This is a genomic window from Musicola keenii, from assembly GCF_014855505.1.
Lineage (GTDB): Bacteria > Pseudomonadota > Gammaproteobacteria > Enterobacterales > Enterobacteriaceae > Musicola > Musicola paradisiaca.
Window position 1 is genome coordinate 1 of record NZ_JAAWVW010000023.1, and the last position, 19719, is coordinate 19719.

11 protein-coding genes, 1 tRNA gene and 2 rRNA genes are annotated in these 19719 nt (G+C 56.4%); 12 read left to right on the top strand and 2 right to left on the bottom strand.

What is annotated here, in order from left to right; translation table 11 throughout:
- The 7 genes from rrf (HEP82_RS17640) (at position 1) to aceK (ending at position 6756) form a co-directional block, all read left to right on the top strand.
- Positions 1 to 115 (top strand): 5S ribosomal RNA (rrf, locus tag HEP82_RS17640).
- A 15-nt stretch (positions 116 to 130) separates the two neighbouring features.
- A tRNA-Thr gene (locus tag HEP82_RS17645) sits at positions 131 to 206 on the top strand.
- A gap of 43 nt (positions 207 to 249) precedes the next feature.
- A 5S ribosomal RNA gene (rrf, locus tag HEP82_RS17650) occupies positions 250 to 365 on the top strand.
- Positions 366 to 758: 393 nt separating this feature from the next.
- Entirely contained in the window at positions 759 to 1688 is a 930-nt protein-coding gene (gene metA, locus HEP82_RS17655) for a homoserine O-acetyltransferase MetA (protein ID WP_192459270.1), read from the top strand.
- Positions 1689 to 1993: 305 nt separating this feature from the next.
- Positions 1994 to 3592: a malate synthase A gene (aceB, locus tag HEP82_RS17660; protein WP_192459271.1), complete on the top strand. Its 1599-nt coding sequence runs from the start codon at positions 1994 to 1996 to the stop codon at positions 3590 to 3592.
- Between the two features lie 29 nt (positions 3593 to 3621).
- Entirely contained in the window at positions 3622 to 4926 is a 1305-nt protein-coding gene (gene aceA, locus HEP82_RS17665) for an isocitrate lyase (protein WP_192459295.1), read from the top strand.
- A gap of 78 nt (positions 4927 to 5004) precedes the next feature.
- On the top strand, positions 5005 to 6756 hold the full coding sequence (aceK, locus tag HEP82_RS17670; RefSeq protein ID WP_192459296.1) for a bifunctional isocitrate dehydrogenase kinase/phosphatase: 1752 nt from the start codon (positions 5005 to 5007) through the stop codon (positions 6754 to 6756).
- Positions 6757 to 6762: 6 nt separating this feature from the next.
- Here the strand turns inward: aceK and iclR are convergent, their stop codons facing one another.
- Positions 6763 to 7596 carry a glyoxylate bypass operon transcriptional repressor IclR gene (gene iclR / locus HEP82_RS17675; RefSeq protein WP_012764083.1) on the bottom strand — a complete coding sequence of 278 codons (834 nt, stop codon included), beginning with the start codon at positions 7594 to 7596 and terminating at the stop codon, positions 6763 to 6765.
- Positions 7597 to 7819: 223 nt separating this feature from the next.
- Here iclR and metH point away from each other — a divergent pair, with 223 nt between their 5' ends.
- From metH to foxA, 3 genes are all read left to right on the top strand, one after another.
- Positions 7820 to 11506: a methionine synthase gene (metH, locus tag HEP82_RS17680; RefSeq protein ID WP_192459297.1), complete on the top strand. Its 3687-nt coding sequence runs from the start codon at positions 7820 to 7822 to the stop codon at positions 11504 to 11506.
- Positions 11507 to 11827: 321 nt separating this feature from the next.
- Positions 11828 to 12823, top strand: a complete 996-nt coding sequence (locus HEP82_RS17685) for a helix-turn-helix transcriptional regulator (RefSeq protein ID WP_192459272.1) — start codon at positions 11828 to 11830, stop codon at positions 12821 to 12823.
- Positions 12824 to 12961: 138 nt separating this feature from the next.
- Positions 12962 to 15079: a ferrioxamine B receptor FoxA gene (gene foxA, locus HEP82_RS17690; protein WP_192459273.1), complete on the top strand. Its 2118-nt coding sequence runs from the start codon at positions 12962 to 12964 to the stop codon at positions 15077 to 15079.
- 172 nt (positions 15080 to 15251) lie between these two features.
- On the opposite strand, the gene HEP82_RS17695 is transcribed toward foxA, so the two are convergent.
- Complete coding sequence (locus HEP82_RS17695; RefSeq protein WP_192459298.1) at positions 15252 to 16136, bottom strand: LysR family transcriptional regulator; 885 nt, start codon at positions 16134 to 16136, stop codon at positions 15252 to 15254.
- Between the two features lie 112 nt (positions 16137 to 16248).
- On the opposite strand from HEP82_RS17695, the gene HEP82_RS17700 reads away from it, so the two are divergent.
- Both HEP82_RS17700 and HEP82_RS17705 read left to right on the top strand, forming a co-directional pair.
- On the top strand, positions 16249 to 17760 hold the full coding sequence (locus tag HEP82_RS17700) for an MFS transporter (RefSeq protein ID WP_192459274.1): 1512 nt from the start codon (positions 16249 to 16251) through the stop codon (positions 17758 to 17760).
- A 228-nt stretch (positions 17761 to 17988) separates the two neighbouring features.
- On the top strand, positions 17989 to 19635 hold the full coding sequence (locus HEP82_RS17705) for a Na/Pi cotransporter family protein (RefSeq protein WP_192459275.1): 1647 nt from the start codon (positions 17989 to 17991) through the stop codon (positions 19633 to 19635).
- The last annotated feature ends 84 nt before the right edge of the window (positions 19636 to 19719 follow it).

Below are 19719 nucleotides of genomic sequence, written 5' to 3' on the forward strand. Positions count from 1 at the left end.
CTGGCGGCGATAGCGCGGTGGTCCCACCTGACCCCATGCCGAACTCAGAAGTGAAACGCCGTAGCGCCGATGGTAGTGTGGGGTCTCCCCATGTGAGAGTAGGGAACTGCCAGGCTTAAATTTCTGGTGCGCTGATATGGCTCAGTAGGTAGAGCGCACCCTTGGTAAGGGTGAGGTCCCCAGTTCGACTCTGGGTATCAGCACCATTGATTATGTAGTGAAGATAAGTTCGGCAAATAAAAGAATTTACCTGGCGGCGATAGCGCGGTGGTCCCACCTGACCCCATGCCGAACTCAGAAGTGAAACGCCGTAGCGCCGATGGTAGTGTGGGGTCTCCCCATGTGAGAGTAGGGAACTGCCAGGTTTCAATTGGAAAAAAGCCCTGAACATAAGTTCAGGGCTTTTTTCATTGTCAGCTGTAAACCACCTCCTAGGAGGTAGTGATTGTTTTTCATTATTAACTCTGAATAGCCCTTCCAGAAAGTGGTGATTGTTTTATATTCGTTGATAGCCAATTCGCTGTGATCTTTATTTCCCCGACCTTTTCCTTCCGCTTCTTTCCTCTCATTTAACACTTGGAAATCATGTAAGTCATTGGCGTGGCTTATACGCTAAATGGAAATACAATATCTATTTTTTGATGAAACATTTTCAATCAGAACGCTGTCCCCTCGACATCATAGGGGGAAAAGGCTATCTTTGGCTACCTAGAAGTCTAAACGTATAAACGTATAAACGTGTGTGAGGATATAAGGTCATGCCAATTCGGGTTCCTGATGAGTTGCCGGCGGTGAGTTTTCTGCGTAATGAGAACGTCTTTGTCATGACGTCTTCTCGTGCGAGGACTCAGGAAATTCGTCCACTCAAGGTATTGATACTTAACCTGATGCCAAAAAAGATCGAAACGGAGAATCAGTTTCTGCGTCTGCTTTCCAACTCTCCGTTGCAGATTGATATCCAACTGTTGCGTATCGATAGCAGAGAATCGAAGAACACACCGACTGAACATCTCAATAATTTCTATTGCGACTTTGAAGATATCGAGCAGGAAAACTACGATGGATTGATCGTTACGGGTGCCCCGTTGGGGCTGGTAGATTTCTGCGATGTGGTTTATTGGCCTCAGATTGAACGTGTCGTGACTTGGGCGAAAGAGCATGTCACCTCCACGCTGTTTGTTTGTTGGGCGGTTCAGGCTGCATTAAATGTGTTGTATGGTATCCCGAAATTGACGCGCGAAGTGAAGCTATCGGGAGTGTATTCCCATCAGACGTTGCAACCACATGCTTTGCTGACCCGAGGGTTTGATGAAACGTTTCTGGCGCCGCATTCTCGTTATGCCGACTTTCCTTCCGAAGTCATCCGTGAGCATACCGATTTAGATATCCTGGTGGAATCCGAAGAGGCGGGTGCCTATCTGCTTGCCAGTAAGGATAAACGCCAGGTCTTTGTGACAGGGCATCCGGAGTATGATGCGCTGACACTGGCCAGTGAATATTTCCGTGATGTCGATGCCAATCTTGATCCGATGATTCCGGTCAATTACTTCCCTAATAATGATCCGCAGAGAACGCCGAAAGCGGCCTGGCGCAGCCACGGGCATCTGCTGTTCTCCAACTGGCTGAATTACTATGTATACCAGATAACACCATATGATCTGCGTCGTATGAACCCGACGTTGGACTGAGCCCCGAGTCTATCCCCTTTCCTGTCAAAGGCGCCTGATCGGCGCCTCTTTTTTGCCTTGGTCTTCCCAATTTTTCCTCCGTGATTCACATGTCTCCATTGTGTGTGAAATTTATTCCTATGTGTTTTTATTAAATAAATTCATTAAATTCATGATGATAAGTTTAATTAAAATTAAAAATGGAAATTGTTTTTGATTTTTAATTTTATTGGATTAGGCTTAGCTCTGTTGGCTGAAAAATGATCGCACTGGCGAGTTATTGATTCAGCGGGTGAAGTGAAGACTATTTGTACGGGAATAATCACATGACGCAACAGACGATGAACAGGGAGCTGGCGTTTAGTCAGCGTTTTGGCGAGGCTGAGCGACAGATTCTTACGGATGAAGCCATTGAGTTTCTCACCGATTTGGTCGAGAGGTTTACGCTTTCGCGCAATCGCTTATTGGCGGAACGTCGAGAAGTACAACGCCGGATTGATGAGGGTGCACTTCCTGATTTTATTTCGGAAACTATTTCCATAAGAAATTCAGAGTGGAAAATACGAGGCATTCCGGATGACTTGCTCGACCGACGAGTAGAAATCACGGGCCCAGTCGAGCGCAAAATGGTGATTAATGCATTGAATGCCAATGTAAAGGTCTTCATGGCGGATTTTGAGGATTCGTTGGCGCCGGGTTGGCAGAAGATCATTGAAGGGCACATTAATCTGCGGGATGCGGTTCGTGGCGCCATCACTTACACCAACGAAGACGGTAAAATTTATCAACTCAAACCACACCCTGCGGTATTGATTTGCCGGGTTCGCGGCCTGCATCTGCCGGAAAAACATGTGGTGTGGCAGAAGGAGCCCATTCCTGGCAGCCTGTTTGATTTTGCGCTCTATTTCTTCCACAACTATCGGCAACTGCTCAGCAAAGGGAGCGGCCCCTATTTTTATCTGCCTAAATTACAGTCTTATCAGGAAGCCGCCTGGTGGGCTGAGGTATTCAGCCACACGGAGGATCGCTTCGGTCTGCCGCGCGGTACGATCAAGGCGACGGTGCTGATTGAAACGCTGCCCGCTGTCTTCCAGATGGATGAGATTCTCTATTATCTGAGTGATCACATCGTCGGTCTGAATTGTGGTCGCTGGGATTATATTTTCAGCTATATCAAAACCTTGAAGCATCATTCCGATCGCGTATTGCCGGATCGGCAATCCGTCACGATGGATAAACCGTTCCTCAGTGCTTACTCACGGCTGTTGATTAAAACCTGTCATCGTCGCGGTGCTTTTGCTATGGGCGGCATGTCGGCGTTTATCCCCAGCAAGGATAAGGAACGCAACGACTGGGTACAGGAAAAAGTTCGACAGGACAAAGAGTTAGAAGCTCGCAATGGTCATGACGGCACCTGGGTCGCACATCCTGGCCTGGCGGACACCGTTATGCCGGTCTTCGATCGTGTACTGGCGGGGCGACAAAATCAGCTGGATGTCCTGCGAGAAGAAGATGCGCCGGTCACTGCCGACGATCTGTTGGCGCCTTGCCCGGGTGAGCGTACTGAAGCCGGTATGCGCGCCAACATCCGCGTCGCGGTGCAGTACATCGAAGCCTGGATTTCCGGCAACGGCTGCGTACCGATCTACGGCCTGATGGAAGATGCCGCAACGGCTGAAATCTCACGGACTTCCATCTGGCAATGGATTCACCACGGTAAAGCCCTCAGTGATGGCCGTGTGGTCACTAAAGTACTGTTCCAGCAAATGCTGGAGGAAGAAATGCAGGTCGTCCGGCAGGAGATCGGTGATATACGCTTTCAGGCTGGACGTTTTAGTGAAGCCGCTCGCCTGATGGAACGCATCACCACGCAGGGCGAGCTGATCGATTTTCTCACCTTACCCGGTTACGACTTACTTGATTAATCCTGTAGAAAAAAGGAATCGCTATGAGCATTACCTCTCGTACCCAACAAATCCGGCAACTCGAACAGGAATGGAAAACCCCACGCTGGGAAGGCATTGTCCGCCCTTACCGGGCAGAGGATGTGATTAACCTGCGCGGCTCGGTGAATCCAGCTTGTACGCTGGCGCAGCGAGGCGCGGAAAAACTGTGGGCCCTGCTGCACGGAGAATCGCGTAAGGGATACATCAATTGTTTGGGGGCGCTGACCGGCGGCCAGGCGTTGCAGCAGGCGAAAGCCGGTCTGGAAGCGGTGTATCTGTCTGGTTGGCAGGTTGCGGCGGATGCTAACCTGGCCGCCAATATGTACCCCGACCAGTCGCTTTATCCGGCGAACTCGGTACCGGCCGTGGTGCAGCGCATCAACGGTACCTTTCGTCGTGCGGATCAGATCCAGTGGGCGAACGGCATTGAACCGGGCGATCCGCGTTTTATCGACTATTTCCTGCCGATCGTGGCGGATGCGGAAGCCGGATTCGGCGGCGTACTGAACGCATTTGAGCTGATGAAATCGATGATTGAGGCGGGTGCGGCGGCGGTTCATTTCGAAGATCAACTGGCCTCGGTGAAGAAGTGCGGCCATATGGGCGGCAAGGTGCTGGTGCCGACGCAGGAAGCGGTGCAGAAACTGGTCGCTGCACGTCTGGCGGCAGATGTGCTGGGTGTGCCGACGTTGCTGGTCGCCCGTACCGATGCGGATGCTGCAGATCTGCTGACCTCCGACTGCGACAGCTACGATCAGGATTTCGTCACTGGCGAACGAACCGTTGAGGGGTTCTTCCGTACCCGCGCTGGCGTGGAACAGGCAATCAGCCGTGGGTTAGCCTACGCGCCGTATGCCGATCTGGTGTGGTGCGAAACCTCAACGCCGGATTTGGCTCTGGCTCGGCGCTTCGCCGAAGCTATTCACGCCCGCTTCCCCGGCAAACTGCTGGCCTACAACTGTTCGCCGTCGTTCAACTGGAAAAAGAACCTGGATGACCGCGCTATCGCCCGTTTTCAGGATGAACTGTCCGAGATGGGCTACAAGTACCAGTTCATCACGCTGGCCGGGATCCACAGCATGTGGTTCAACATGTTTGATCTGGCTCATGCCTATGCACAGGGTGAGGGGATGAAGCATTACGTCGAGAAGGTACAGCAGAGAGAATTTGCTGCAATTTCAGAAGGGTATACTTTCTCCTCCCATCAGCAGGAGGTGGGAACCGGCTACTTCGACAAAGTCACGACCATTATCCAGGGCGGATCCTCTTCCGTCACGGCGTTGACCGGTTCGACGGAAGAACAGCAGTTCTGATTATAAGCCGATGCCGATGCGGCCAGCCGGGTGCTGGCCGCATGACGTTGAACCAAAGACAAGGGAGAGTGGATGCGGATGATTCGCGATCGGGAACATTTGGTGGCGCAGACTATTCTGCAAGGGTTCGATGCGCAATACGGACGGTTCCTGGAAGTGACGGCCGGGGCGCAGCGGCGTTTTGAGCAAGCGGACTGGCTGGCGGTACAGCTGGCCATGAAACAGCGTATTCATCTCTACGATCACCACGTCGGGCTGGTCGTCGAGCAGCTACGTTGTATTACCGAACAGTGCTATGACGCCGATTTCGTCGCACGGGTAAAACAGATTTATACCGGGTTGTTGCCTGACTATCCCCGTTTCGAGATTGCCGAGAGCTTCTTCAATTCGGTGTATTGCCGCCTGTTTAACCATCGTGCGTTGACGCCGGATAAACTGTTCGTCTTCAGCTCTCAGCCGAGTGCGCGTTTTCACGAAATTCCGCGCCCGCTGGCGCGCGTCTACCAACCTGACGATAACTGGGACGGCATGCTGCATCGTATTCTGACCGCGTTGCCGCTGCGCCTGCCGTGGGAGGATCTGGCGCGTGATATCGGTTATGTCGTGCGGATGCTGCGGGAGTCTTTCCCGAAAATGTCGCTGGCGCGGGCATCGTTGCAGGTCGCCAATGAACTGTTCTACCGCAACAAGGCGGCCTGGCTGGTTGGCAAACTGATCCTGCCGCAGGGCGTCTTTCCGTTTTTGTTGCCGATTCATCGTAGCGAGCAGGGCGAGCTGTTTATCGATACCTGCCTAACTCGCCATGATGAAGCCAGCATCGTATTCGGTTTTGCACGCTCCTATTTTATGGTTTACGCGCCGCAACCTTCAGCGATGGTAGCCTGGCTGCGGGAGATTCTGCCGGCCAAAACTACCGCCGAACTCTATCTGGCGATCGGTTGCCAGAAGCACAGCAAAACGGAGTATTACCGGGAATACCTGCATTTTCTGGCGCATTCGCAGGAGCAATTCGTTATCGCGCCGGGCGTGAAAGGCATGGTGATGTTGGTGTTCACGCTGCCCTCTTTCGACCGGGTGTTCAAGGTTATCAAGGATCGTTTCGCACCGCAGAAAGAGGTGAATGAAGCGCAGGTACGCGCCTGCTACCAGATGGTGAAAGAGCACGACCGCGTCGGACGCATGGCGGACACGCAGGAGTATGAAAATTTCGTGCTGGAGAAATCCCGTATCAGCCCGGCGTTGTTGGCAGAGTTATGGCGCGAAGTGCCGGACAAATTGGAGGATCTGGGCGATCGACTGGTCATTCGGCATCTGTATATGGAACGTCGCATGACGCCGCTCAACCTCTATCTGGATCAGGTAAACGGCCAAGCGCTACGAGATGCGATTGAAGAGTACGGCAACGCTATCCGGCAGTTGGCGGCGGCCAATATTTTCCCCGGCGATATGCTGTTCAAGAATTTTGGCGTCACTCGTCACGGTCGGGTGGTGTTCTACGACTACGATGAAATCTGTTATATGACCGAGGTGAATTTCCGCGATATCCCGCCGCCGCGCGATCCCGCCGACGAGTTGGCGGCGGAGCCTTGGTACAGCGTCGGGCCGCATGACGTATTCCCAGAAGAGTTTCGCCAGTTCCTGTGCAGCGATCGCCGGCTATTGCCGCTGTTTGAGGAGTTGCACGGCGATCTGTTCCGGGCGGATTACTGGCGGGCTTTGCAACAACGCATTCGTAGCGGGCATGTGGAGGATGTTTTCGCCTACCGGAAGCGACAGCGTTTCTGCCAGCGTTACGGCATGCGGGCCAGCGCGACAGCTAAAATAGCCTGACGGCGGTTAACGCGCCCCGCCATAGGCGATAGTGATTTCCTTCGCTGCCCGGATCACCAACGCGCCGAGCTCGATCACGCGATCGTCGGTAATGCGCGATACCGGGCCGGAAATAGACAGTGCGGCCACGGCTTCGTGATGTTCATCCAGAATGCAGGCCGCCACACAGCGTAACCCCAGTGCGTGCTCCTCATCGTCATAGGAGTAGCCCTGACGGCGGATTTGCGCCAGGTTTTCTTTCAACGTCTGGGCATTGAGGGTTCGCGGCGTGTAGCTGTGCAACCCGTTACGATGCAGTAACTGCGTGACTTTATCGTCCGGCAGCGTCGCCAGAAATGCCTTGCCCGCGCCGGAAGCGTGCATCGGTAATTTACCGCCGATCGGCGCCGACATGCGCATCAGTGCCGTGCACTGTACCTGATCGATGATGATCGCCTGGTAGTCGGTCTGATCCAGTACCGCCAGGTTGACGGTTTCCCCTGAGTTTTCCATCAGCTTTCGCAACATCGGATGCACCATCGCCAGCAGATTGCGGCTCTGCAGGAAACTGCTGCCGACGATAAAAGCCTGCGTACCGATGCTCCAAAACCCTAAATCGCCTACCTGACGCACGAAGCCTTGCTGCTGCATGGTGGTCAGCAACCGGTGGGTGGTGGAGTTAGGCAAGCCGGCCCGCTGCGCCAAATCAGTCAGCGCGATGCTGCCGTTGGCATGAGCGATGTACTCCAGCAGCGTCAGGCCACGGGTCAGCGACTGTACTTGTCCAGCAGGCTGGGCGGCGGCGACGGTATTGGCGGCACGGGGTTTCTTGCCGCGCTTGGCGGGTTCGGGAGGCGTCATGGCGAGGGTTCCTTTTTCATATCATGGAATTGATTTTCGTTTTTTTAACGAAGATTGCAACCAGCTTCTGCTGGGGACGTGGCATTGGAAACGATTGAAAAACTCTCATTGTGCGCGTCGGGTTGGCGGTCATTATCTATGCTAGGATAGACGGCTGGACGTATATCGCGATTCGGCGCGAGCGAGCCAGGCAACCGCGACAAGGGTAATAACGAGAACAATGATGGCAAAAAATCGACAGCAGGAATTACAGCAGCAACTGGATCAGCGCATCATGATTTTGGACGGCGGCATGGGCACCATGATCCAGGGGTATCGGTTACAGGAAGCGGACTACCGCGGCGCGCGTTTTGCCGACTGGCATAGCGACCTGAAAGGCAACAACGACCTGCTGGTGCTGACGAAACCGGATGTGATCGCTGCCATCCACCATGATTATCTGGCCGCCGGCGCTGATATTCTGGAAACCAATACCTTCAATGCTACCCGCATCGCTATGGCCGACTACGACATGGAAGCCCTGTCGGCGGAAATCAATACCGTTGCCGCGCGTCTGGCGCGCACCTGCGCCGATGAATGGACGGCGCGCACGCCGGAGCGCCCGCGTTATGTCGCCGGGGTATTGGGGCCGACCAATCGCACCGCGTCCATTTCGCCGGACGTGAACGACCCGGCGTACCGCAACATCAGTTTTGACCAACTGGTGGACGCTTATCGGGAATCGACCCGGGCGCTGATTGAAGGCGGTGTCGATCTGATTCTGATTGAGACCATTTTCGATACGTTGAACGCTAAAGCCGCGGTTTATGCGGTGGAGTGCGAGTTTGAAACGTTGGGCATCACCTTGCCGGTGATGATTTCCGGCACCATTACCGATGCGTCCGGTCGTACATTATCCGGGCAGACCACCGAAGCGTTCTACAATTCTCTGCGCCATGCCCGCCCACTCTCGTTTGGCCTTAACTGTGCATTGGGGCCGGACGAACTGCGTCAGTACGTGGCTGAACTGGCACGCATTTCCGAATGTTATGTGTCAGCGCATCCCAACGCCGGGTTGCCGAACGCCTTCGGCGAATATGATCTGGACGCACAGGAGATGGCGCAGCAGGTCGGCGAGTGGGCGCAATCAGGATTCCTGAACATCATCGGCGGTTGTTGCGGCACGACGCCCGCGCACATCGCCGCGATGGCGCAAGCGGTGGACGGTGTGCCGCCGCGCAAGCTGCCGCAGACACCGGTGGCCTGCCGGCTATCCGGCTTGGAGCCGCTCAACATCGGTGCCGACACCCTGTTCGTGAATGTCGGCGAACGCACCAACGTGACCGGTTCGGCTAAATTCAAACGCTTGATAAAAGAAGAAAAATACAATGAAGCGCTGGATGTGGCGCGTCAGCAGGTGGAAAACGGTGCACAGATTATCGATATCAACATGGACGAGGGCATGCTCGACGCCGAAGCGGCGATGGTGCGTTTCCTCAATCTGATCGCCGGCGAGCCGGATATCGCCCGGGTGCCGATCATGATCGACTCCTCCAAGTGGGACGTGGTGGAAGCGGGCCTGAAGTGCATTCAGGGTAAGGGTATCGTCAACTCCATCTCGATGAAGGAAGGGGTGGATATCTTTATCGAACATGCCAAAAAGGTGCGCCGTTACGGCGCGGCCGTGGTGGTGATGGCGTTCGATGACGTCGGCCAAGCGGATACCCGCGAGCGCAAGATCGACATCTGTCGTCGTGCTTACCGGATTCTCACCGAAGACGTTGGCTTCCCGCCGGAAGACATCATTTTCGACCCCAATATTTTTGCCGTCGCTACCGGTATTGAAGAACACAACAACTATGCGGTGGATTTCATCGGCGCCTGTGAAGATATCAAGACCCAACTGCCGCACGCGCTGATTTCCGGCGGGGTGTCCAACGTGTCGTTCTCGTTCCGCGGCAATGAACCGGTGCGTGAGGCGATCCACGCCGTCTTCCTCTATTACGCCATCCGCAACGGTATGGACATGGGCATCGTCAATGCCGGCCAACTGGCGATTTACGACGACCTGCCCGCCGAGCTGCGCGATGCGGTGGAGGACGTAGTCCTCAATCGCCGCACGGATGGGACGGAACGCCTGTTGGCGATCGCCGAGAAGTATCGCGGCAGTAAATCCGACGACGATAGCAACAAGGGCGAGGCCGAATGGCGCGGCTGGCCGGTTAAAAAACGGCTGGAGTACGCGCTGGTTAAGGGGATTACCGAATTCATCGAAGCGGATACCGAAGAGGCGCGGGCGCAGGCGGCGCGGCCGATCGAAGTGATCGAAGGGCCGTTGATGGACGGTATGAACGTGGTGGGCGATCTGTTCGGTGCGGGTAAGATGTTTCTGCCGCAGGTGGTGAAATCGGCGCGCGTGATGAAGCAGGCGGTGGCCTACCTGGAGCCGTTCATTCAGGCCAGCAAGGAGGCGGGCAGCAGCGCCGGTAAAATCCTGCTGGCGACGGTAAAAGGCGATGTGCACGACATCGGCAAAAACATCGTCGGCGTGGTGCTGCAATGCAACAACTACGAAATCATCGACCTTGGCGTGATGGTGCCGTCGGACAAAATTCTTAAAACGGCACGGGAAGAGAAGGTGGATATCATCGGCCTGTCTGGGTTGATTACCCCGTCGCTGGATGAAATGGTCAACGTGGCGAAGGAGATGGAACGTCAAGGGTTCACGTTGCCGTTGCTGATTGGCGGAGCGACCACCTCCAAGGCGCATACCGCCGTGAAGATCGAACAGAATTACAGCGGGCCGACGGTGTACGTGCAGAACGCTTCCCGTTCGGTGAGCGTGGTGTCGTCGCTGCTGTCGGCGACGCAGCACGACGAGTTCGTGGCGCGTATTCGCCGCGAGTATGACACGGTGCGCATCCAGCACGCCCGCAAGAAACCGCGTACGCCGCCGGTGTCGCTGGACGCGGCGCGGGAGAACGCACAGTCCTTCGACTGGGAAAGCTACACACCGCCAGCGGCGCACCGTCTTGGTGTACATCCGGTGTCCGCCAGCATCGACACGCTGCGTCATTACATCGACTGGACGCCGTTCTTCATGACCTGGTCGCTGGCGGGCAAATACCCCCGTATTCTGGAAGACGAGATCGTCGGCGAGGAAGCCAAGCGGCTGTTTGCCGACGCCAACGCCATGCTGGATAAACTCTCTGCCGATGGCACGCTCAATCCGCGCGGCGTGGTGGGCTTGTTCCCGGCCAACCGAGTCGGCGACGATATCGAGATTTACATCGACGAGCGCCGCGACACGGTGTCCGTACTGAGCTGCCACCTGCGTCAGCAGACGGAAAAGACCGACTTTCCCAATTACTGCCTGGCGGATTTTGTGGCGCCGAAATCCAGCGGCAAGCCGGATTATATCGGCGCGTTCGCTGTGACCGGCGGGCTGGAGGAGGATGAACTGGCGGCGCAGTGGGAAGCACAGCATGACGATTACAACAAAATCATGCTCAAGGCGCTGGCGGATCGGTTGGCGGAGGCCTTCGCCGAATATCTGCACGAGCGGGTGCGTAAGGTTTACTGGGGTTATGCGCCGAATGAGAACTTAGGCAACGACGAACTGATCCGCGAAAATTATCAGGGTATTCGCCCGGCGCCGGGCTACCCGGCTTGTCCGGATCACACCGAGAAAGCGGTTCTCTGGCAACTGCTGGATGTGGATAACACCGTCGGCATGAAGCTTACGGAGTCTTACGCCATGTGGCCGGGCGCGTCGGTCTCCGGCTGGTACTTCAGCCATCCGGACAGCAAATATTTCGCCGTGGCGCAAATTCAGCGCGACCAAGTGGACGACTACGCCGCTCGCAAGCACATGCCGGTGGACGACGTCGAACGCTGGCTGGCACCGAATTTGGGGTATGACGCCGACTAACCTTGTCACCGCTGGGCGCGGGGGCTTTCTGGATCGCTCCCGTTTCCCAGCCATCGTGACCGGCCACGAAGTGCCGGATCGCGCGGCCGTCCGCCGGGATACGTTTCTCCCTTGCGTTTTTCTGTTCAACCGCACGGGTCAACGGCACCGTACCGGTTAGCCGCCCTTTCTTCTCCCGATGCCGGTTCCCTGATAGCCAAATGATATAATGAGAATTGTTATCACCTTTATTGCTGGCGATGTCCGCGAATGCTAAGGTGAGGCTACGAATCATTTTCCCGGCATTTACCCCGCAAAGCCGGCCTGATGGTGGCTCTGAGCATGATCAACCTCTCTTCTCCTGCGACGTCGGCGCGTCGTTTTTCCATCGAGGATTTTCTGGACTTCGGCGAACGCTATGGCATTGACTACCGTTTCCCAGCTCTTGGCGCGAGCGGCGGACGTCACCGTGAGAAGCAGACGGTGGTTCAGGGCGACGTCGAGGAAATGGTGTTGCCGTCCGGCATTTGCCTGACTAACTCGTCCATTGAGGTGCTGCAACCGTATGACACCACCTCGCTACTGAGTTCCCCGTTATATACGCTGGTGGTATTGGAAGGCCGGGTAAATATTCAGCTCAATACCCAGGAGTTTGTCGTGTGTTCCGGTATGGCTTTTAGTACACGGCTGGGGGAGCAATGGGTGATGAAGGCTAGCCACCGTATTGAGCGCTCGCTCAGAACGCTGTCCCTGGGAATACACCCTGAACGGGTAGAGCCTACGCGGGCCGTCTCTTCGCTATTGCAGCGCTGGGAGCATATTCAGGCACCGGCGTTTGTCTGGCCGGTGCCGGATTACCTGCTGATGGGGTTGCAGCATATTCTGTATCAACCGATGGCGGCTTTACCACGGCAACTGATGCTGGAGGGCGCACTGTTGCAACTGCTTGGCAGCGTATTCTGCCGTGTGGATGCGTTGCCGGGGTGTCAGGTAAAACGGGCAGTGTCGTCATCCAGCGAGCGCTGCCGCCTTGAAAATATTCGCCAGCGGCTGCGGCAGAGCCCGGAGCAACCTTACACGCTGCCGGCGTTGGCGCAGGCCGCCGCCATGAGTGTTACCAGCTTCAGAAACAAGTTTCGGCAGCAGTATGGCATCTCGGTGTTTGACTATTTGCGCGAGTGCCGGTTGTCGCTGGCGCATCGCTATCTGGCGTTGGGGTATCCGGTACAGCAGGCGGCCTGGCTGTCCGGTTATCAGCATGCCACCAATTTTGCCACGGCGTTCCGGCGCCGCTATGGTATCGCCCCCAGCGAGGTACGGTTCAGCATCCAAGGATGAACCGTTCATTGGGGTCAGCTTATCGGTAGGATCATGTTTGTTTTTTCTCATACGTAACCTGTCATTGCGCATAGCCGCTGCAGTTTTAAAAACGGTAATAATTCTTATTTGCAAAAATACAGCGCGGTGGAGAAACGCATGTTCAGAAAAACACAACTGGCTTTGATGGTGGGATATCTTACCGGGGGATTTGCCGCTTCGGCGATGGCTGCGGATGCGGTGAAGAGCGCGTCATCGGCGGAACTGCCGCAAAACGAAACTATCGTAGTGACGGCGCCGACACAGAGCGGCGCGACCAAACTGGCAACGCCGGATATCGAAACCCCGCAGTCGGTTTCCATTGTGACGCGCGAACAGGCGCAAGAGCAGGGGGCGACCAGCGTGCGTCAGGCGGTCAGCTATACGCCGGGCGTCTACAGCAACCAGATCGGTGCTTCCAATCGTTATGACTATATGGTGTTGCGCGGTTTTTCGGACGGCAGTCTGGATAACGTCTATCTGGACGGGCTGAAATTGATGGGCGACACCAACTCCTTCAGTTCGCTGGTGATCGACCCCTGGTTCCTCGACAGTATTGAGGTGGTGCGCGGCCCGGCGTCGGTATTGTATGGACGTGCCTCCCCCGGCGGTATTGTGGCGCTCAATTCGCGCCAGCCCTCGTTCGAGCGCAGCGGCCAGATCCGGCTTTCCGCCGGCAATAACGGGCAGCGCAGCGCCGCGTTTGACGTCACCGGGCCCGTTGATGATAACGAGCGGCTGGCGTTCCGCCTCGACGGGTTGGTGCGCGAGGCCGATACCCAATTCGGCCCACTTAAAGAGAAGCGTTATGCGCTGGCGCCGAGCCTGACGTGGCGCGTCTCCGACCGGACACGTCTGGAGCTGATGGCCTACTTCCAGCATGACCCCGATGGCGGTAGTCACTCCGGTTTGCCTTATGAGGGCACCGTCGTTGAGCACAATGGCCAGAAGATTTCGAACACCTTCTATGAAGGCGAAGAGAATGATGAAAAGTTCGATCGCAAGCAAACGATGGTGGGTTATAACTTCGAACACCGTTTCGACAACAGCTGGTCGGTACGCCAGAAGCTGCGTTATCTCAACAGCGATGTGACGCTGAATCAGGTTTATGCCTACGGCTGGAGCAGCGGCAATACTCTGAACCGCTATTACTCCGGCGGGGAAGAGTCGCTGTCGGCGGTGACGTTGGATAATCAACTGGATGGCAGTTTCGATACCGGCCCGCTGGGCCATCGCGTATTGGTGGGGATCGACTATCAGCAGCGCGACAATGATGTGACCTGGTATTCGGGGACATTCCCGGTCATTGATGCGTTTAACCCAGTCTACGGCGCATCGTCGACCTACATGGGGCTTTCAACCCTGGGAACGCATAAGCTGCGTCAGACCGGCGCTTACCTCCAGGATCAGATGTCCTGGGACAACTGGCGTTTCACGCTGGGCGGCCGCTACGACACCGTCAGGCTGGAGAGCATTGACAAGCTGAACGGTGCCGACGATGCGATGGATCGAAACCACTTCAGTTCCCGTGCCGCATTGCTTTACCTGTTCAACAATGGCATTGCGCCTTACGTCAGCTATTCCACCGCTTTCACGCCGACCAGCTTTACCGATGCCGACGGCAAATTGCTGGAGCCGATGAAGGGCCAGCAATGGGAAGCCGGGCTGAAATTCCAGCCTGAAGGCTCGAAGAGCCAGTACAGCGCGTCGGTGTTTCGCATCAACCAGAAAAACATCGCCACCAAAGTGCAGCCGACCGACCCTTATACCTCGATCGGCGAAATCGAATCGCAAGGGGTAGAGCTGGAAGCGGTCGGTCATATTACCGATAGCCTGCGCGTGCAGACGGCCTATACCTACACCGATATCCGCTACAAGAAGAGCAGCCTGACCGAGCAGGGCAAACAGGCGGTGTATGCGCCGCGCAATCAGGTCAGCACCTGGGCCAGCTACGATGTTCATCGCGGCCCGCTGGATGGACTGACCCTCGGCGCCGGGGTGCGTTACGTCAACGGCATTACGACGGATCGCGCCAATACTTACCGGTTGCCGTCCTACACGCTGGTGGATATGGCGATCGGCTATGATCTGTCGAAAGTCGGCCTGAAAGGGTTGAGCACGCAGCTTAACGTCAACAACTTGACCGACAAGCGTTATATCGCCGCCTGTAATTCGCTGGAGTTCTGTTACTTCGGCGCGGAACGCAGCATCGTCGCCAGTGTGTCGTATGCCTTTTGACCGGTGAGGTGCAAAACCGTCACACGCCGGCAGCTTTCATCACAAGGTGATAATCGCAGGGAAGAGTAAAACGTCCGCGCCAGGGATGGCGAGGTTCGTGCTGATAGGGAGTCACTGGCGGTGCCTGTACGTTCCATCCATTATCGTCGCTTGCCGCACGTCGTCAGGAACGTTACGGGCCCAGCGGATGGTGTTCGCATAGAAAGTCGATAAAAGCGCGCAACTTGGGCAGCATATGGCGGTTATCCGGCCACAACAGGGAAAAGTGCCCGCCGGTCGTGGTATGCGCCGTCAATAGCGCAGTGAGTCGCCCGTCCTGTAGTTCCTGTCTGACGGCGAAGTCCGGGACATAAGCAATCCCCAGCCCTTGTATCGTGGCTGAAAGCTGAGCTTCCAGATTGGAAAACACCAGTTTTTCCGACAGGGCGGCCATGGTGACGCCGGGGATGTCCCACTGCATCAACTGCCCGGTACGGGAAAAACGGTAGTGCAGACAGCGGTGTTGGCTTAGCTGTTGCGGTGTCGTCGGCGCACCATAGCGTTGTAAGTAGTCCGGTGCGGCGACCAGCAACAGACGATAGCTGCCCAGCCGTCGGCTACGGAGTTGTGAATCCTCCAGCGTACCGCTGCGGATGGCCACGTCCACGCCTTCGCCGATCACATCCACCAGCCGATCGGTAAAATCCAAATCCAGTTCGATGTCAGGATAGTGGGACACAAATTGCGGCAGGCTCGGCAGCAGCATGCGATAGCCGATAGCGGGCAGGCTGATGCGTAGCCGCCCTGCGGGGTTGCCGGTGAGCTGCGCCAGCGCGAATTGCGTTTCTTCGAGGTCGACGGCGATGCGTCTGGCTCGCTCATAGAACAGTTGTCCTTCATCCGTCAGGCTGAGCTGCCGGGTACTGCGGTTCAGCAACCTGACGCCCAGCGCGCTTTCCAGCCGGGCCACGCTTTTGCCGACGGCGGAGGCGGAGATCCCCAGCCGCTCCGAGGCGCTGGCAAAGCTGCCGCTTTCCACCGCTTTCACGAAGGCCATCATACCGCTCAAACTTTCGATACCGTTCATTCCGGATTTTTTGTCCTGTCATTGGGGATTTTCAGGGTATTTTTGCCATTAACCCGCCGTTTTATCCTGTCAGCCTATCACAAATGAATGAGGGCATTGGGTAATGAAAGTGGGATCACAGGTCAGGTTTAGTCGTGCGGGTTCGCTGGTGGCCGTCTGCATGGCGAGCAGCATTTTGCCGCTCAATTTTACCGGCGGCATACTGGCGATCCCGGCGATTGCCCATGAGATGGGCGGGCCGCCGCAGGCGCTGAATTGGGTATCGAATGCGTTTATATTGGCGTTCGGCAGTTTGCTGATGACGATGGGATCGCTGGCGGACAACCACGGTCGCAGGCGGCTATTTATTGTGGGCGTGGTGGTTTTTACCTGTGCATCGCTGTTGATCGGTTTTTCGCCCAATATCCTGATACTGGATCTCTGGCGTGCGGTACAAGGGGCTGCCGGTGCTGCCATGCTGGCAGGCGGTGGGGCGGCGCTGGCGGATGCGTTTGAGGGGTCGGCAAGGTTACGCGCGTTCGGCATGCAGGGCACCAGTTTCGGCATTGGACTGTCGTGCGGGCCGGTACTGGCCGGTTATCTGGTTGAGCAGGGCGGATGGCGCAGTGTTTTCCTGTTGTCGGTATTGATCGGCGGGCTGGCGACGTTGGCGGGAAAACGCTGGATGCGGGAGTCGAGCGCCGCGCGGCCCAATCCACTGGATCTGCCCGGTATTCTGCTGTTCAGCATGGCGCTGGCGCTAATGACCTGGGGGATTTTGCAGGTGGCGTCGTCAGGGTGGGGGGCGCCGTTGGTACAGTTGTTGCTGGGCGGCAGCCTCTGTTGTTGGGTGGCGTTCGTGGTGATGGCGCGACGTTCCCCGTTTCCCATGTTGGATTTGTCGCTGTTTCGCTATCCGGCGTTTATCGGCGTCCAGCTTCTGCCGGTGGCGACTTGTTACTGCTTTGTGGTGTTATTGGCGCTGCTTCCCGCCCGTTTTATGGGCGCTGAAGGGCTTGATAGCATGACGACGGGGCTGTTTATGGTGGCGTTGTCCGGCCCGATGCTGGTGGTGCCGGGACTTGCCGTATACCTGACGCGCTGGGCCGCGCCGGCTCGCTTGTGCTGCCTGGGGTTGGTGCTTGCGGCGGCGGGTCTGTACGCGCTGAGCGTCAGCGAACGGCATGTGATGACATTGCTGTCGATGTTGGCGATCGGTATTGGTGCCGGTTTACCCTGGGGGCTGATGGATGCGCTGTCCGTCAGCGTGGTTCCGCGCGATCGCGCCGGGATGGCGACCGGTATTTTCAGTACAGTGCGAGTTGCCGGAGAAGGCATCACGTTGGCGACGGTATCGACCTGTCTGGTGGCGCTGATGAGTGGGCAACTGACGAACTCGAATGACGCCGCCCTGGCCGATATCCGCTATTTGGTCAGCGGCAATGCGTCGTTATTGCAGTATATGCCGCTGGCGTATTGGCGGACGATCTATCTGCACGCTTTCAATCAACTGATGGTGCTGTTGTCGGCTGTGACTTTGCTATCGGCGCTATTGATCCATGTCTGTCTGAATCGACGTTCGTCATCCATTCATTCGCCTGTTGTATCGGCGGCGGAAGATGAGGCGTCGTGCTGAAAACAGCGATCTTGTCCTGCCAACGGCGTGCTAAACACCGAGGGTTATTGATCAGGCCAGAAGTTTTGAAAAATTTCCGGCCCAAGCGCCCATGAGACCACTTAAGAACGGATAAACTGTCACAATAGAGGAATGACCCTGCCGGCCTGAGCCCGCTGGACAGATCCTTTTACCGGGCGTCGCCGTCACGGTGAACCGATTTCCTTTGACTGATGGAGTATTTGTTCTGTGTTGACGCTGTTGCACCTGTTGTCGGCCATCGCGTTGTTGGTCTGGGGAACGCATATCGCCCGTACCGGGATTATGCGGGTTTATGGCGCACGGTTGCGGCGAGCGATAAGCGCTAGCGTCAGCCACAAACCGCTGGCATTTCTTGCCGGGTTGGGGGTGACGGCGTTGGTGCAGAGCAGTAACGCCACGGCATTGCTCACGACCTCGTTCGTCTCTCAGGGGCTGATTGCTCTGACGCCGGCGCTGGTGATTCTGCTGGGGGCGGATGTCGGAACCGCACTGATGGTGCGCGTCATGACCTTCGATCTCTCCTGGCTTTCGCCATTGCTGATTTTTCTGGGCGTCGTCTTGTTTCTCAGCCGCAAACAGATGCCCGCCGGGCAGATAGGGCGCGCGGCAATCGGCTTCGGCCTGATTCTTCTGGCGCTGGAGTTGATTGTGCAGGCAGCGACGCCAATCACGCAGGCGGCGGGTGTCAAAGTCATGTTCTCCACGCTGACCGGCGATATTTTACTGGATGCGTTACTGGGGGCGCTGTTCGCTATCGTCAGTTATTCCAGTTTGGCGGCGGTATTGTTGACGGCGACGCTGACCGCCAGCCATGTGATTTCACTGGAAGTGGCGCTGTGTCTGGTGATTGGCGCCAATCTGGGCAGCGGCATTCTGGCGATGATCAATACCAGCGCGCAGGGTGCAGCGGCGCGTCGCGTCGCGCTGGGCAGCATGTTGTTCAAACTTATCGGCAGCCTGCCGGCGCTGCCGGCCATGGGGTATCTGGCTGACGGGTTGGCAATTACGGGCCTGTCGGATTCGGAGCTGGTGATCTACTTCCATTTGTCCTACAACCTGATTCGATGCCTGCTGCTGTTGCCGTTTGCCGAGAGTATGTCGAAACTGTGCAGTCATTTGATCGCGATGGAACAGGAGCTCGATCTCCGGGTTCGTCCGAAGCATCTGGACAACAGCGCACTGGAAACGCCGGCGCTGGCGCTGGCTAATGCGGCCAGGGAGACGCTGCGCATGGGGGATATCGTCGAACAGATGTTGCTGCGCTTTCAGGGCGCGCTCCACGGTAGCCATCAGCAGATGCAGGGCATCCGGCGTCTCAATGAGGATCTGGATGTGTTGTACAACGCCATCAAACTCTATCTGGCGCAAATCGACCGGGTCGGCATACCGGATCACGAATCTCAGCGCTGGGCGGAAGTTATTGAAACGGCAATGGATATGGAGCAATCGGGCGATATCATCGAGCGCATCATCGATGACATCAACAATGATTCGCTCGGAGTACGGCGCAGTTTTTCTCTGGCGGGTATGAATGAGCTGAACGAACTGTATGCGTTGCTGGTGGAGAACCTTCGGTTGAGCATGTCAGTCTTCCTGTCCGGCGATAGCGTAGTGGCCAGGCGCTTGCGTCGTTCCAAACACCGCTTCCGCATTCTCAGCCGGCGGTATTCCCATTCTCATGTTGAACGGTTGCACCAGCAGAATGTGCAGAGTCTGGAAACCAGCTCGCTCCATCTGAGTATGTTGGGCGATATGAACCGCCTGAATTCGTTGTTTTGTTCGGTGGCATATAGCGTGCTGATGGCGTCTGAAGACGAAGATAACGAGCGGGAAGGGTCAACATTGTCACTGTAATCGCGACGTGGCGTGCTGGTGCGGAAATAAAACATCCGAAGCCTGTGATGGCTTCGGATGGCGGTGTCGGACGGTTTCCGGTCG